Below are 15,341 nucleotides of genomic sequence, written 5' to 3'. Positions count from 1 at the left end.
TGATTAGCGCTAAACCGTTTTTATTTTGCCGCCGTCACCGTATACTTAGCGCCAAATTTTTTAAAACATCATTGAAAGGACCTTAGAATGAGCTTGAATGATATTCCTGCGGGCAAGAATTTGCCTGAAGAAGTGAATGTAGTTATCGAAATTCCAGCACACGCTGACCCGGTAAAGTACGAAGTAGACAAAGACTCGGGCGCTATGTTTGTTGACCGTTTCATGGCAACTTGCATGCACTATCCAACTAACTACGGTTACGTGCCTAACACCTTGTCTGAAGACGGTGACCCAGTTGACGTATTGGTAATGACGCCTTTTCCATTGCTTGCGGGTTCGGTAATTCGTTGTCGCCCAATTGGTGTTTTGAACATGACTGATGAGTCAGGTAAAGACGCTAAAGTATTGGCAGTGCCAATCGACAAGCTTTCTACTATTTACCGTAAAGTGCAAGAAACTGAAGACGCACCTGAGTTGCTGCTACAGCAAATCGAGCACTTCTTCTCTCATTACAAAGATCTTGAACCTGGTAAGTGGGTTAAGATTGACGGCTGGGCTGGTTCAGCTGCCGCGAAAGAAGAAATTGTCGCAAGCGTTAAGCGTTTCGAAGCAGAATAATTCACGCTGCTTAGAAGACATGCTAAAAAGGGGTCGGTGCTGGTAAGTACCGGCCCTTTTTATTTAAAGAGCTACCCTTTTTTATTTAAGTGAGTGTTATGTTGAAAGTCATGGGAAAGGCATTGGTCTTAGCCTTAGTCGTATTGCTTCCGTCGTTCTCTGCGTTTAGCGCCCCAGAACCTATTGAAGTATATTGGGAAGATTTGGTACCTGAAGGGTTTAATGAACTAGCGCCTCCCGCCGTTCAGCACAACGGTGAAATGTCGCAGTTGCAGCCTGATGCGCCAGTAGTTGATAAATTTGATGGTAAGCGGGTGAAAATTCCTGGCTTTGTGGTGCCCCTTGAAGGCACACCTGAACTCACGACCGAATTTTTACTAGTGCCTTATTTTGGCGCTTGTATTCACGTGCCGCCGCCTGCGTCTAACCAAATAGTGTACGTAACTTTTGAAGAGGGTATTCCTCTTGATAATATTTACGACGCAATATGGGTAACTGGCGAACTTACCACTGAAGGGTGGAAAGGTGATATTGCGTCAGTAGGCTATCGGCTTAAAGGGGTTGCGATAAGCGCCTTTTAGGCCAGCGTAAGCTCCTTTTAGGCAGGCCAAAGCTCCTCATAGGCTAAGAGTCCCCTTATAGGCATAAATATAGCCTAGCCTTGTGGTGTATAAATTTGTTCTGCGCGATTGAACAGCAGCCACGAGGTTAGAATGTACTTGTCGTTGCTTTTAGGTATTTGCCCACGGTGAGTATGGGTAAAATAAGCAGGAGCAATCACCATTCTGCCTGCTTCAGGCTTTACTGCTCTATCTTGATAATAAAATTCGGTTTCCCCGCCATCTTCCACATCATTTAAGTAAAACATAAACAGCAGAACGCGATGCAAAGCTTCATTATGAGGCGCTTGTGGGTAAACTTCAGAGTGCCAATAAGGGTAACCGCCGTTACCCGCAGTATAGCGCTGGGCATTAATATCGCCAATTCGAAAGAGGTAATTAACCAAATTATGAAGGTTAGGTTTGCCCACTTCTTCAAAGTTATCACCCGTTAGTTTAACGGGCTCGCCGGTTTTTGGATGGCGAACTGTCAACCCTATTGGGCCAACCAAGGCGTAATAGTATTTCTCAATGTACTTAACCAACTGCTCGCCTGTTAACTGCATGACCTGCTTAAATAAGTCAGCAAACTCAGGCTGTTGAGATATAGACACATCAACACTACGCTTCTTATCTAAATCGACACCGCCGCCCGTTTTCCCTTGGGTAAGGTTTGGGCTTTTTTCAAAGCGCTCAATAAGTTGGGTACACAATTCCGGTGATAAAACATCATCAACAACGTCAATTAAATCAGTCATTAGGTAGCGCCTTAAAGTGTGCTTGTAACGTCGCTTTTATATTGTCAGGAATCGGGGCTGAACGCTGCTGCTGATAATCGAAATGTACCATAGTCGTTACTCCCGTTGAGCACAGGTTACCGTCTTGCCAAAGTTCTTGGTACACATCAAATGCACTGTTACCTAAACGGCTAATATACGTTTTTACGGTAACCGTTTTCCCGTAAAAAATTTGCGCAAGAAAATCGACTTTGTAGCTTGCTAAAATAAGCGGCCAGTTCTGTAAATCCATAGTAGGTGTGAACATTCTGAAGATAGGATCGCGAGCGGCTTCAAACCAGCTGACTAACGCGGTGTTGCTCACGTGTTGCAGGGCATCGGTCTCACAAAACCGTACTTCGAATGACATTTCCATAGGGAAGGTTTCAGATGGAGTTACAGCTGACATATCGCCTCTTATTTTAATCGTAATGTGTCCTCACTTTATCACGCTAAATCGGGTTTTTCAGTAATCTGGCGCAATCTGGGTATACATTAGAAAACCAAATTAAGATGAAAAGTGATCCCAGCTTAATTTTAAATTACAATCTGCGCCAAATTTCTGATTAAACAATAATTATGACTGCAATTGGGATTGATTACGGTACCTCAAATTCTGAGGTGGTGTACTTTGATGGCGCTACCCATAGACATATAAAACTCGACCCGTCACTTGAGCAAGGCAATAAAATTCGCTCGTCTGTATTTATATACTTTGAGGATGAACTGCCGCCTCCGCCTGATGCCATGGTGGAAGCTAAAGTGTCGCAGTTGCAGCGTTTAATTAACGAGCAAATAGACAAAGCCAAGCAGGGCTATTACGACGCTAAAGATCCCAAAGAGCAGTCGCGCTATAGCAACCGCATTGAATCGCTTCGTGGTGAATACCATAACCGACCTGCGTTGCAACGTAAGGCTATTCAGCAGCTTATGCACGCAATGTCGCTGGAAGAAATTCCATTATTACGCTTAGTAGAGCATGGCAAGTTTGCCTTCGGTGAAGAGGGATTTAAGCGCTTTTTAAAAATGCCTGATAAAGGCCGGCTTATTTACTCACCTAAAAACTTTCTAGGCGCATCCCTTGATGGCGACCAAAAAAAGGCGTTTATTGGCATTATCGCCAAACAGCTAGCCTACTTTAAACAGTGTGCCGAAACCCAATTAGAAAAGCCTGTTTCATCGGTAGTTATAGGTCGCCCGGTTAAGTTTCACGGTACTCGAGGTGAAGTGGGAAATACCCAAGCCATTCAAATTATGACTGAGGCAGCATCGAATGCTGGTTTTAGTAAAATTAACTTTTTGGATGAGCCAATTGCGGCAGCGTATAAAATTGAGCAGACATTACCCCGCGACACTACCGCACTTATTGTTGATATTGGCGGTGGTACTACAGATATCTGTTGTATTAATCTTTCACCAGAACGTAATAACCAATTAGATAGAAAGCAGGACGTGTTATCGGTAACCGGAAGACGGTTAGGTGGTATGGACTGCGATAAAAGCCTATTGCTGAAAGTCGTTGCGCCTGAAATGGGAATGGGGCTAAAAATGATTAATGGCCTGCCCATTCCTCCTACCTATTACTCAGATATGTGTGCGGTTGATAATATTCCTGCTCTTACTCGGTTCTTCTCAGATGATTATGGCTTAGAGATTTCCCAAACCATGTCAGTAACCAAGAACCCAGAGCAATTAGAGCGTTTGTTGCTAGTGCAAGAAAACAAATTGTCGGCGCGGGTGGTTAATTCGGTAAGAATGGCAAAAGAACTGCTTTCTAGTAAAGATAAGATCACCTTACCGCTACATTACATTGAAGATGATTTTGATGTAAACATTAGTACCGAAGACTTAAAAAGTGCATTAAAGCCTTGGTTAAGCAAGGTAAAAGCGTTAGTGGTGGAATGTTTAGAAAAAAGCAGCGCGGCACCCGAGGTAGTGATGGTTACCGGCGGTATGAGCTTATCACCGATTATTATCGACGCACTGTATGAAGAGCTACTTACCGGGCTACCTCGACTAGAGAATGATGCGTTTAACTCGGTGTGCGAAGGCTTGGCTATTCAAGCATTTAAGTTTTAAAGCGTGGTCAGTTAAGTACCTAAGTATTTAACCGAACTACATAAAAACTACATAAAAAAACGCGCCGACATGGCGCGTTTTTTTGTTTTGATACTAAGCCTTTATGCTCGTCAGCTTAGGCTTGTGCTTCAAGCATCGGCTTTAAGAAGCGGCCGGTATGAGACACTGTAGATTCAGCCACCAACTCAGGCGTACCTTCAGCAATAATTTGACCACCGCCTGAACCACCTTCTGGGCCCAAATCGATGATCCAGTCGGCAGTTTTGACCACATCAAGGTTGTGCTCAATGACTACCACTGTATTGCCATGGTCACGGAGTCGGTGCAGTACGGCGAGCAACTGTTTAATATCATGGAAATGAAGCCCGGTAGTGGGTTCATCTAAAATATACAGCGTTTGGCCAGTATCACGTTTCGACAGTTCTTTAGCTAACTTAACCCGTTGTGCTTCACCGCCTGATAACGTTGTGGCTGCTTGTCCTAAACGAATGTAAGCCAAGCCTACATCTTTTAACGTTTGCAGCTTACGCGCTATCGCGGGGATAGGGTCGAAAAACTCTCGAGCATCTTCTACCGTCATTTCTAGCACTTCATGAATGTTTTTGTCTTTGTATTTTACTTCTAAGGTTTCACGGTTGTAGCGCTTGCCTTGGCATACATCACATGGCACGTATACATCGGGTAAGAAGTGCATTTCTACTTTTATCACACCGTCGCCCTGACACGCTTCACAACGACCGCCTTTCACGTTAAAACTAAAGCGTCCTGGCTTGTAACCGCGAGAGCGTGCTTCCTGCGTTCCGGCGAATATTTCACGAATAGGCGTGAAAATTCCAGCGTAAGTTGCAGGGTTAGAACGGGGCGTTCTGCCAATAGGGCTTTGGTCAATATCGACCACTTTATCGAGCTGATCTAACCCTGTCATTGAGGTATAAGGGGCAGGCTCAGAAGTGGTGGCTTTGTTTAATTCGCAGTGGGCGATTTTATAGAAAGTATCGTTAATAAGGGTCGATTTACCAGAACCAGAAACCCCGGTTACGCAGGTCATCACGCCCATAGGCACTCGCAAGTCTACCGACTTCAAGTTGTTACCTGTGGCGCCTTTTAATTCCAACCATTTATCATCTTTAATGGGTGTGCGAACTTCAGGTATAACTATTTTTTCACGGCCAGATAAGTACTTTCCAGTAAGTGAGTCTTCACTTGCTAGAATGTCTTCAAGCTGACCTTCGGCAATAATCTCTCCGCCATGTACACCGGCTCCAGGGCCAATATCCACGATATAATCGGCTTCACGAATGGCGTCTTCATCATGCTCAACCACCAATACCGTGTTACCTAAATCACGCAAGTGTCTTAGGGTTTTCAATAAGCGTTCGTTGTCTCTTTGGTGAAGCCCAATAGAGGGTTCATCAAGAACATACATTACGCCAACTAGGCCAGCACCAATTTGGCTAGCAAGGCGAATACGCTGTGCTTCACCGCCTGACAAAGTATCGGCGCTGCGCGAAAGGGATAAGTAGTTCAAGCCAACGTTAACCAAAAAGCGTAAACGGTCGAGAATTTCTTTTAGAATTTTCTCTGCAATCTGGGCTTTTTGGCCTGTTAGCGATAAATTTTCGAAAAAGTCGTACGCATCGGCAATAGATTTATCAGCAATGGTGGGCAGAGTTGTGCCTTCTATAAACACATTGCGCGCTTCTACGCGCAGGCGTGTGCCATTACAGCTGCTACAGTGCTGTTGGCTTAAGTATTTAGCAAGCTCTTCACGCACAGCATTAGACTCGGTTTCCCTGTAGCGGCGCTCCATGTTCGGAATAATGCCTTCGAACGGATGCTTACGCTCCATCACGTCGCCGCGTTCGTTTATGTATTTAAATGCGAGTGATTTACCTTTAGAGCCATACAACACAATGTCTTTGTGCTTATCGTCTAACTCGCCGAAAGGGCCAGTAAGATCGAATTCGTAATGGTCGGCAACCGATTGCAACATTTGAAAATAGTAATAGCTACGTTTGTCCCAACCACGAACCGCGCCGCCTGCAAGACTTAACTCGTCGTTACCCACCACACGTGTTGGGTCGAAAAACTGTCTTGTCCCTAAACCATCACAGGTTGGGCACGCCCCAGCAGGGTTGTTGAACGAGAACAATCTAGGCTCTAATTCACTAATACTGTAACCACAGTGTGGGCAGGCGAAGTTAGCTGAAAATACAATTTCTTCAGCATCGCTATTGTCCATGTCGGCTACAAGCGCATTCCCGCCAGCCAACGCTAATGCAGTTTCAAACGATTCTGATAAGCGCAATGCAAGGTCGTCACGCACTTTAAAACGGTCTACTACCACTTCGATAGTATGCTTTTTATGTAAATCTAACGGCGGTGGATCGGACAGGTCACATACATCGCCATCTATTCGCGCACGAATAAAACCTTGGGCAGACAAGTTTTGCAGGGTTTTTAAATGTTCACCTTTACGTTCTTTCACGATAGGCGCCAGCAACATTAATTTGCTGCCTTCTGGCATTGCCAGCACCTTATCTACCATCTGGCTCACGGTTTGTGCGTCTAGCGGCACATCGTGGTCAGGGCATCGTGGCGTGCCAACACGGGCAAACATCAAACGAAGGTAATCGTAAATTTCGGTAATAGTACCCACAGTAGAACGCGGGTTATGCGACGTTGATTTTTGCTCAATGGATATAGCTGGCGACAAACCTTCTATATGATCAACATCAGGTTTTTCCATCATAGACAAAAACTGACGAGCATACGCAGACAACGACTCAACGTAACGACGTTGGCCTTCTGCGTATAGGGTATCGAATGCTAAAGACGATTTACCTGAGCCTGAAAGCCCAGTTATCACTACCAGCTTGTCTCGGGGCAGTGTTAAATCGATATTTTTCAAATTGTGGGTGCGAGCACCGCGTATCTCGATTTTATCCATTGAAGCCTAAGTGCGAAAAAAAGAATCAGTATGCCATAGTCGTCAAGCAAATTGATATTGCATTGCATGATCAAGTTATACTGATTGGCTATCAATGAGATCACCTTAAGATTACATTAATCGATTATTGCGAACGTGGGCAGCTTATCAATATATGCTACACTTCGCGCCCACACTATCTGTCAGACTGATTTAGAGGAACGGTACAGCTTTGAACGCTTTGGAATTGCGCGCCTCGCTAGCGCTTGCATCTGTTTATGTACTTCGCATGCTGGGCTTATTTATGGTGATGCCGGTGTTAGCCGTCGCTGCTATGGATTATTCAGACTACTCGCCTTTCATGGTGGGGTTAGCGGTGGGTGGATACGGTTTAACGCAAGCTGCTTTGCAAATTCCAATGGGTATGATGTCTGACAAATGGGGTCGCAAGCCAGTAATTTTAGCCGGATTGGCTGTATTTGCGTTCGGTAGTTTCGTGGCGGCCAACGCTGATACCATGGCCTGGCTTATCGTTGGTCGCATATTACAAGGAGCAGGTGCTATCGCCGGTGCCATTATGGCATTAGCCACCGACGTTAGCCGTGAAAGCCAAAGAGCAAAAGTACTGGCTGTCATCGGCATTGCTATTGGTTTTTCCTTTTATTTGGCTGTGCTGTTAGGGCCATTAATTGCGAACAATTGGGGGTTGGCTGGTATTTTTGCTATCACCGGTGTGTTAGCCATTGTTTGTATGCCTTTGGTTCAATGGATTGTGCCTAATGGCGAAATACTCAGTAGCGGCGATACGCTACCGCAAAAGGGTCAACTAAAACGCTTGGTGTTCTCTTCACAGCTTTGGCGCTTAAACGTTAGCGTGCTTATTTTGCACATGCTTATCACTTTGCTTTTCGTACAACTGCCCTTAACGTTACTTCATTTTGATATGGCTCTTGATAGTCACTGGACGGTGTACTTACCGGTATTAGGTATTTCGGTGGTGGGTTTGGTGATTATGATGGGGATGGCCCGAGGCCGAACGCCTAAGTCTTATTTGCTCTTTGCCGCTGTACTTATGGGGGCTGCTTTTGCAGCGCTTAGCATGAAAGACCACAGCTGGTGGGTAACCACAGCTGCTATCGTGCTCTTTTTTACCGGATTTAATTACCTAGAAGCTAACTTTCCCGCCCTGGTATCGAGTATTGCGCCAGCGGGGCAAAAAGGTACGGCCATGGGAATTTATGCAAGCTTCCAATTCTTTGGTGCCTTTTTAGGCGGCATGTTATCTGGCGTTGTGACCAATTTCTGGTCGCCTGAAGTGGCGTATCTGGTTGGCGCAATAAGCACGGTACTTTGGCTCTATGTAATTTGGGGGCTAAAGGAAGTGAGTCGCGTTAAGCGTGTCATGATGAATGGTAGCTTCGACGCTTATCAGCAAGACGCGTTAGAGAAAAATATTTCTTTGGTTCCAGGCGTTTTAGAGGTGACTTTAAACAGTCAAAATGGCACGGTATATTTAAAAGTGAATCGAGACTTCGACGCTACCCAAGCTAGAGCGGTAATTGATAGCGCTTAGTAGTAAACATATTGGGCTTTAATTGGCTGAAAAAACGAACGTAAGGAGTGCGACCGTGATAGATTTATCGTCTTTTAAAGGCATCATTTTTGATATGGATGGCACCCTAGTCGATTCAATGTGCAGACATATCAATGCGTGGCAAGTGACTTGTGAAGTGTTTGGCTACCCATTTGATGCTGATTACATTCACAGTTTAGGTGGCGTACCCACGCTCGAAACCGTCGAAATGTTGAACGCACGATACAATAAACAAAATGATACAGCAGAAGTGGCAGGCTTTAAAAAGCGCGCTTCAGAAAAGTTGCTCGATATTCCTAAATTAATTCCAGACACCCTTGCCGTATTTAATCACTACATAAAAAGCCATCCTATTGCCATAGGCACAGGCTCTGACCGACAACATGCCGAGTGGTTATTAGGGCACCACAATATTATCGAGCAATTGAAAGCATTGGTAACTGCAGATGACGTTACTAATGGTAAGCCACACCCAGAAACCTTTCTAATGGCAGCCGAGGTTATGAATGTTGCGCCTGAAGATTGTGTTGTATTTGAGGATACTGAAATGGGTCAGCGGGCAGCATTAGATGCAGGAATGGTATGTGTTATGGTAAAAGACGGTAAGATAGTAAATTCATTGGTTTAAGCGAATACCTAGTCTACAAGGATTGTGATATGACATTTTCGAAAATATTCACTGTGGCTGTTATGTCATTAGGCTTAGCCGCTTGCGCGATTAATGTGACGCCAAGCGCTTTTTTTCATCAAGACAATCACACAAAGCCACTGACCACCACAAAGCTACATGCTGCCATTGAGCAAGACCAAACTTCGGCCGGTATTACTCGCGTAGAGATTGATAATGGGCAAGGCCTCACGTTAAGAGGCGTTGCGGTGTCTTACGCCGATCCCGTTGTTAATATTGTTTTTTACGCCGATAACCGTATGCCGGTGAGTGAAAACAACAGTGTGCTGCATCGCTTAGGCAAGATTCCAGCGAATATTCTTTGGATGGATTATCAAGGTGTGGGTGCCAGTGAGAAATCTGAAAAGCTTAGCATTAACGCTATTAAAGCCGACGCATTGACCGTATTCGATTACGCTGAAGGTATTTTCGATAAGTCGCTGCCCACTATTGTGCATGGTCGAGGCGTAGGCAGTTATTTTGCGAGTTACGTGGCAGCGAACAAACCTATCGGTGGGCTAGTGCTCGATGGGGCGTTTAACGATATATCCGATCTTATCGCGAACATGGTACCTGGGTTTTCTAACTCTTTGACCAGCATGAAACTTCACCCTGAAGTGCACTTAATGCAAATAGCGCCTATTTTGAGACACTACGAAGGCCCATTGTGGCTATTAGTGGGTGAGAAAGACGTTATCACCCCATTTGAAATCAGCAAGCAATTGTTAGCTACTGCCGCTAGTGATGCAAAGTACATTAGTGTTGTACCAGGTGCTACGCATAACGCTACGCTAAAACACGACTTTGCAATAGAAGAATACCAAAGGTTCATCAGCCATATAAGCCCGTAGAATCAAGGTTTATCGCACTTTCAAGCCTGTGGATAAAGTGTGGATCAAGTTGTTGGTAACTCCCTAAGCTTATAAATTTAAAATAAGATCATGATCTGACTAGACTAACTGGTCAGATCACGTTAGCTCAATTAAATCAAGGGCTGTAGCAAGTTTATTTTAGATCGGCTGATAAGTAGATCTTTAACGGTATAAGGATCGCTAGTGGCGGTGCATTGGGGATAAAAGTTTTCGTTAACTGATCAAGCTCGGTAAGTTGTCAAGATCTATCATTCATGAAATTTTCTAACACATAACAACTTACCCTCATAATTTTCATCTATTGATGAAGGTAAGTTCAACGCCATGTATTAGAGTAAGAAAATAGTACGCTAGACCCGTACCACCGAATCACGCTTAACGACTGTAGGGGTGTATTTAAAGGTAAGACCTTCTTCGGGTTTTGCCCCTGCAGCATATTTCAGCGCTAGCTCTGCGGCTTTAGCAGCCATCATTTCTATTGGATAACGCAAGGTTGTCAATTTAGGTCGGCAATATTTAGCTAATAGCACATCATCATAGCCCATCACCGACACTTGCTCGGGGACTGCAATGCCATGGTCTTGTAACATGGTCATTGCACCAGACGCCATCGCATCATTATAGGCAAGCACCGCAGTAAATTCAGCGCCAGTAGCGAGTAAGTTCTGCATGGCTAATTCACCACCTTCTTGATCTGGGGTCGCATACTCAATCATGCTTTCAGGTAAGGTAAGCTTGGCTGCTTCGACAGCGGTTACGATGCCTTCTAACCTGTGATTAGGGTCATCAATGCGGTATTGACTACTTATTACCGCCAAACTTTTATGTCCTTGGTTGATCGCGTGTTCAGCCATCAGGCGTCCACCAGTTACGTTATCTAACCAAACGCAACGATTAGCAATTTCAGGGATATAGCGGTTGATTAGTACAAAGCCCGGTACTTGCTTAGCAAAGTCGATAAGGCTTTTATCATCCAATGCTTTGCTGTGAACCACCATGGCTTCAACGCGGTGTTCCAGCAAAATTTCGATAGCCCGAAGTTCGGTTTCTTTTTCTATAGAGCCCGCACTTAATAGAATTTGAACGTTATTCTTACGAGTAACGGTTTCTACACCATGGGCAAGCATAGCGAAAAAAGGGTCGTGAAGTTCAGCCAACACTACGCCTAACGACGCACTGCGCTTAGTCACCAAAGCTCTGGCATTCGCATTGGGTCTATAACCCATTTCTTCCATGATGAGTTTTACCCGTTGACGAGTATCTTTGCCAACTTTAGGGCCGTTATTTATAACGCGAGAAACGGTAGCAAGCGATACACCTGCAGCCTGAGCAATGTCTTTAATCGTAGCCATACAGAAAAATTAGCAATTATTATTAGGTTATAGAAGTGAAGACACGCAGTTTAGATTGGCCGGTAAGCACTTTTGCTACTCAATTTAGCCAAATTGGCTGCAACTATCCTCTGTTATGGCGTACAGCGTACAGTATATTTACAAAAAAACATAAAAATGTTGTGCGAAATAGCACTATAAACGGAGTAAGAAAACGTATACCCTCCTTGCTGTTGAGGTCGTGCCAGCCTGTAAATTAAAAAATGGTAATCTTCATTTCTTGCAAAAAAGGTTAATGCATTGTTATGAAAGTTGAAGCGTCTGATTTTGGTGTCGTTGATGGTGAGAAAGTCACCCTTTATATGTTAAGTAATTCACAAGGTATGCAGGCAAAAATTTTGAATTATGGCGGCATAATTCACGAATTAAATGTGCCAGATGACCAAGGTAAGCTTCATGCTTGCGTGCAGTCATATTCAACCATAGATGGCTATGTAGACGATCCCAGTTATAGAAATGCAATTGTAGGGCGTTTTGCTAACCGCATTGGGCATGGAAAGTTCACGTTGGAAGGCACTGAGTATCATCTCGATAAAAATGGAGGTGAACACAACTTGCACGGCGGTATTCCAGGATTCCACAAAAAAATGTGGGAAGCTAAGGCAGAAACGCATGCAGACAGTGTTTCGTTATCTTTAAGCTTGCGTAGCCCCGATGGCGAGGGAGGTTTTCCTGGCAACGTAAACGTTGAGGCTGTTTATACCCTAAATGATTCTAATACGTTATCGCTTTCATTAAACGCTACCACCGACAAAGCGACCCCTTTCAGCCTCACCCAGCATGCTTATTTTACGCTAAGTAAAGATAAAACAGTGGGAAGCACCTTTGTGCAAATAGACGCAAAGAAGGTTACCGATGCAGACAATACCCTGTTGCCAACAGGCAAACTTGTAGAAGTAGCAGATACGCCGTTCGACTTTAGTGCACTAACGCGGGTGAACGAAAACAGCGCGAAATCACATGATTTGTATAATTTAGTGGGTGGATACGATCATAACTTCGTACTAAATGAAGCGGTTGCTGGAAAACCTCAGGCTCAAGTTTTTGCTGAAGATACACACCTGCAAATGGATTTATACACCGACTTGCCGGGTATTCAGTTTTACACTGGAAGTTTAGAAACTGATAGTCAGCTTGGCGCATTATGCTTAGAGCCTCAGCACTTCCCTGACGCACCAAATAAGCCACAGTTTCCTGATTGCATCATTTATCCGGAAAAACCCTTTAACGCTGAAATTCGGTATCAATTTAAACTGAATTAAACGAAAAATAGTACATGTGAATTGTTAATTTATTTAACAATACATTATCTTTATTCGATAATTGATAATCGGTTGCCCTTACTATATCATTGAGGGTAAACGTTTAACCTATTGGTTTAATTACACCCCCTCCACGCAAGGTATTTTTAGTGAAGGTGTGGCGAAATTGCAACAAAAGCCAAGTAAATAGTGAGAGAAATTATGGGCAAGCCCTTCGACCCAACTGACGATCCACATCGCCGTTACAACCCATTACTAGGCGAATGGGTTCTAGTGTCGCCACATCGCGCTAAGCGCCCTTGGCAGGGACAATCTGAAGAGCCTTCAAACGAGCAAAAGCCCTCATACGATCCCACTTGCTATTTATGCCCAGGAAATACGCGGGTAAACGGTGAAGTGAACCCAAACTACACGGGCACATTTGTTTTTGAAAATGATTTTGCCGCATTGAAAAAAGACACAGAACAAGCCAGTGAAAAAAGTGGGTTGTTCCAATTTGAAACCGAGCAAGGTTGCAGCCGTGTTATCTGCTTCTCTCCCGATCACAGCAAAACGTTGCCAGAACTTACCGACGATGAACGTGCCGATGTGGTGAATTGTTGGAAAGCACAAACCGAAGAACTGGGCAAAGCATTTACCTGGGTTCAAGTGTTTGAAAATAAGGGCTCTGCAATGGGATGTTCAAACCCGCATCCTCACGGTCAAGTATGGGCGCAGCAGCATTTACCTTCAGACCCGGCTAAAAAGCTGATTCAACTAGGTCAATACTATGCAGAAAACCAACGCCCTATGTTGCTCGATTACGCCGAACAAGAAGTGGAAAAGCAAGAGCGGGTGGTTTGTCAAAACGATGACTGGGTTGTCGTTGTACCGTACTGGGCTGCTTGGCCTTTTGAAACCCTATTGCTTCCCCGTTTCAATGTGCAATCTCTACACAACATAACCGATGCGCAATCTTACTCGTTGGCGCAAATTATTGGTGATATCACCAGCCGCTACGACAACTTATTTGAAACGTCATTTCCTTATTCAATGGGCTGGCATAGTGCGCCATTCGATAACCAAACGCACCCAGAATGGACTGTACACGCCCATTTCTTCCCGCCACTTTTACGCTCAGCAAGTGTACGTAAATTTATGGTTGGCTACGAAATGATGGCTGAAGCTCAGCGTGATCTTACGCCAGAGCAAGCTGCAGACCGATTAAAAGCACTGCCTGTAGTGCATTATAAGAAACGCGAGAATACCCATGGATAACCAGTTACTGTCATCAGAATTTATACGTTGTTTCGGTACTGAGCCTACGCTCATCGCCCACGCCCCGGGGCGAGTGAACCTAATCGGTGAGCATACCGACTACAACGAAGGATTTGTGTTTCCAGCTGCCATTAACTTTGGTACTTGGGTAGCTGCGTCCAAACGTGATGACAACGATATCGTTGTGACAGCGCTTGATTATGAAAATCAGCAAAACCAGTTTTCACTTGCTGACATTCAGTATGACGATAATCAAGGCTGGGCGAACTATGTGCGTGGCGTGATTAAAGTCCTTAAAGATGCCTTACCTGATTTCGCTGGTGCCAATCTTGTCGTTACTGGCAACGTGCCACAAGGCGCAGGCTTAAGTTCATCTGCGTCTTTTGAAATTGCCATTTTGAAAGCGCTTAGCGCACTATATGAATTACCGCTAGACGGTGTTCAAGCGGCCTTACTTGGTCAGAAAGCTGAAAACACCTTTGTGGGCTGTTCGTGCGGCATTATGGATCAATTGGTCTCGGCCATGGGGCACGAAGGAAGTGCAATGTTGCTTGATTGCCAATCACTGGCGATTGAACATTCTCCGCTTCCGTCGTCACATCAAATCGTCATTATTAACTCAAATGTAAAACGTGGTTTGGTAGATAGCGAATACAACTTGCGCCGTGAACAATGTGAACAAAGCGCTTCGTTATTAAGCGTTCCGTCGTTACGTGAAGCGACTATTGAAATGCTGGAAACCGCTAAGCCTCATATGCCTGAAGTGGTTTATCGCCGAGCTCGTCATATTATTACTGAAAATGCTCGTACATTAAGTGCAAGTGAAGCGTTGAAGGTAGGTGATATCACTACGGTGAGTGAGGCGATGGCAGAGTCGCATGTTTCTATGCGCGACGACTTTGAAATTACTGTACCGCCCATTGACTACCTTGTTGAAATTATTGGTGAAGTATTAGGTGAAACCGGTGGCGTTCGCATGACTGGCGGTGGTTTTGGCGGCTGCGTTGTGGCGTTAGTTCAAACCGATTCTGTCGATGCGGTTAAGCAAGTGGTTGCTGATAAGTACTTTGATGAGACTGGCTACACAGCCGATATATATGTATGCACTGCCACTCAAGGTGCATTTGCTTAAACATTATATGTAATACACAAGATTCCCGTTAACAATTGATTGTGCCCCTTGCGTTGTTTTGAATTTCAAAACAACGCTTTTTTTTGCCTTAAATTTACAATTCTTGTTCATCTAAGTTAATGAAATGTGATATTAATGATGCGCTTTTTGGCAAAGTCATAAAGA

At 44.5% G+C, this 15,341-nt stretch carries 13 protein-coding genes; 9 read left to right on the top strand and 4 right to left on the bottom strand.

Going from position 1 to position 15,341, the window contains the following annotated elements:
* The first annotated feature begins 87 nt into the window (after positions 1–87).
* A complete protein-coding gene (gene ppa, locus JKP82_RS03045; RefSeq protein WP_013785907.1) occupies positions 88–618 on the top strand; it encodes an inorganic diphosphatase in 531 nt (176 codons plus the stop codon).
* Between the two features lie 98 nt (positions 619–716).
* The gene (locus tag JKP82_RS03040; RefSeq protein WP_159528009.1) at positions 717–1,199 is read left to right on the top strand and encodes a DUF3299 domain-containing protein; all 483 of its coding nucleotides are present in this window, start codon (positions 717–719) and stop codon (positions 1,197–1,199) included.
* 74 nt (positions 1,200–1,273) lie between these two features.
* Here JKP82_RS03040 and JKP82_RS03035 read toward each other — a convergent pair whose 3' ends face one another.
* The gene (locus tag JKP82_RS03035; RefSeq protein WP_159528010.1) at positions 1,274–1,975 is read right to left on the bottom strand and encodes a 2OG-Fe(II) oxygenase; all 702 of its coding nucleotides are present in this window, start codon (positions 1,973–1,975) and stop codon (positions 1,274–1,276) included.
* A complete protein-coding gene (locus tag JKP82_RS03030) occupies positions 1,968–2,402 on the bottom strand; it encodes an acyl-CoA thioesterase (RefSeq protein WP_218395814.1) in 435 nt (144 codons plus the stop codon). Before JKP82_RS03030 ends, JKP82_RS03035 begins: the two co-directional genes overlap by 8 nt.
* A 170-nt stretch (positions 2,403–2,572) precedes the next feature.
* Between JKP82_RS03030 and JKP82_RS03025 the strand changes: the two genes are divergently transcribed.
* A complete protein-coding gene (locus JKP82_RS03025) occupies positions 2,573–4,072 on the top strand; it encodes an Hsp70 family protein (protein WP_218395812.1) in 1,500 nt (499 codons plus the stop codon).
* 115 nt (positions 4,073–4,187) lie between these two features.
* Here the strand turns inward: JKP82_RS03025 and uvrA are convergent, their stop codons facing one another.
* Positions 4,188–7,022, bottom strand: a complete 2,835-nt coding sequence (gene uvrA, locus JKP82_RS03020; RefSeq protein WP_218395810.1) for an excinuclease ABC subunit UvrA — start codon at positions 7,020–7,022, stop codon at positions 4,188–4,190.
* 211 nt (positions 7,023–7,233) lie between these two features.
* On the opposite strand from uvrA, the gene JKP82_RS03015 reads away from it, so the two are divergent.
* From JKP82_RS03015 to JKP82_RS03005, 3 genes are read left to right on the top strand one after another with little or no spacing between them, the layout of a single operon-like run.
* A complete protein-coding gene (locus tag JKP82_RS03015; RefSeq protein ID WP_159528013.1) occupies positions 7,234–8,574 on the top strand; it encodes an MFS transporter in 1,341 nt (446 codons plus the stop codon).
* Positions 8,575–8,629: 55 nt separating this feature from the next.
* Positions 8,630–9,223 (top strand): HAD family hydrolase, encoded by a 594-nt coding sequence (locus tag JKP82_RS03010; RefSeq protein WP_218395808.1) that lies wholly within the window; start codon positions 8,630–8,632, stop codon positions 9,221–9,223.
* 29 nt (positions 9,224–9,252) lie between these two features.
* Positions 9,253–10,113 (top strand): alpha/beta hydrolase family protein, encoded by an 861-nt coding sequence (locus tag JKP82_RS03005; RefSeq protein ID WP_218395805.1) that lies wholly within the window; start codon positions 9,253–9,255, stop codon positions 10,111–10,113.
* 371 nt (positions 10,114–10,484) lie between these two features.
* On the opposite strand, the gene JKP82_RS03000 is transcribed toward JKP82_RS03005, so the two are convergent.
* Entirely contained in the window at positions 10,485–11,486 is a 1,002-nt protein-coding gene (locus tag JKP82_RS03000) for a LacI family DNA-binding transcriptional regulator (protein WP_159528016.1), read from the bottom strand.
* Positions 11,487–11,770: 284 nt separating this feature from the next.
* On the opposite strand from JKP82_RS03000, the gene JKP82_RS02995 reads away from it, so the two are divergent.
* The 3 genes from JKP82_RS02995 (at position 11,771) to galK (ending at position 15,176) form a co-directional block, all read left to right on the top strand.
* Positions 11,771–12,787, top strand: a complete 1,017-nt coding sequence (locus JKP82_RS02995; RefSeq protein WP_218395802.1) for an aldose epimerase family protein — start codon at positions 11,771–11,773, stop codon at positions 12,785–12,787.
* Between the two features lie 201 nt (positions 12,788–12,988).
* The gene (locus JKP82_RS02990) at positions 12,989–14,044 is read left to right on the top strand and encodes a UDP-glucose--hexose-1-phosphate uridylyltransferase (RefSeq protein WP_159528018.1); all 1,056 of its coding nucleotides are present in this window, start codon (positions 12,989–12,991) and stop codon (positions 14,042–14,044) included.
* Positions 14,037–15,176, top strand: coding sequence for a galactokinase (gene galK / locus JKP82_RS02985; protein ID WP_218395800.1), 1,140 nt, complete (start codon positions 14,037–14,039; stop codon positions 15,174–15,176). The genes JKP82_RS02990 and galK overlap by 8 nt, the downstream gene beginning before the upstream one ends.
* Positions 15,177–15,341: the final 165 nt, after the last annotated feature.

Source organism: Alteromonas lipotrueae, assembly GCF_019249215.1.
GTDB classification, from domain to species: domain Bacteria; phylum Pseudomonadota; class Gammaproteobacteria; order Enterobacterales; family Alteromonadaceae; genus Alteromonas; species Alteromonas lipotrueae.
Note: the sequence above shows the minus strand (reverse complement) of the source record. Positions and strands in the feature narration are given on the sequence as shown.

Excerpts from the sequence above, each read along its gene's own strand:
- ppa (WP_013785907.1), top strand. The coding sequence starts at position 88 with ATGAGCTTGAATGATATTCCTGCGGGCAAGAATTTGCCTGAAGAAGTG.
- JKP82_RS03040 (WP_159528009.1), top strand. The coding sequence starts at position 717 with ATGTTGAAAGTCATGGGAAAGGCATTGGTCTTAGCCTTAGTCGTATTG.
- JKP82_RS03035 (WP_159528010.1), bottom strand. The coding sequence starts at position 1,975 with ATGACTGATTTAATTGACGTTGTTGATGATGTTTTATCACCGGAATTG.
- JKP82_RS03030 (WP_218395814.1), bottom strand. The coding sequence starts at position 2,402 with ATGTCAGCTGTAACTCCATCTGAAACCTTCCCTATGGAAATGTCATTC.
- JKP82_RS03025 (WP_218395812.1), top strand. The coding sequence starts at position 2,573 with ATGACTGCAATTGGGATTGATTACGGTACCTCAAATTCTGAGGTGGTG.
- uvrA (WP_218395810.1), bottom strand. The coding sequence starts at position 7,022 with ATGGATAAAATCGAGATACGCGGTGCTCGCACCCACAATTTGAAAAAT.
- JKP82_RS03005 (WP_218395805.1), top strand. The coding sequence starts at position 9,253 with ATGACATTTTCGAAAATATTCACTGTGGCTGTTATGTCATTAGGCTTA.
- JKP82_RS03000 (WP_159528016.1), bottom strand. The coding sequence starts at position 11,486 with ATGGCTACGATTAAAGACATTGCTCAGGCTGCAGGTGTATCGCTTGCT.
- JKP82_RS02995 (WP_218395802.1), top strand. The coding sequence starts at position 11,771 with ATGAAAGTTGAAGCGTCTGATTTTGGTGTCGTTGATGGTGAGAAAGTC.
- JKP82_RS02990 (WP_159528018.1), top strand. The coding sequence starts at position 12,989 with ATGGGCAAGCCCTTCGACCCAACTGACGATCCACATCGCCGTTACAAC.
- galK (WP_218395800.1), top strand. The coding sequence starts at position 14,037 with ATGGATAACCAGTTACTGTCATCAGAATTTATACGTTGTTTCGGTACT.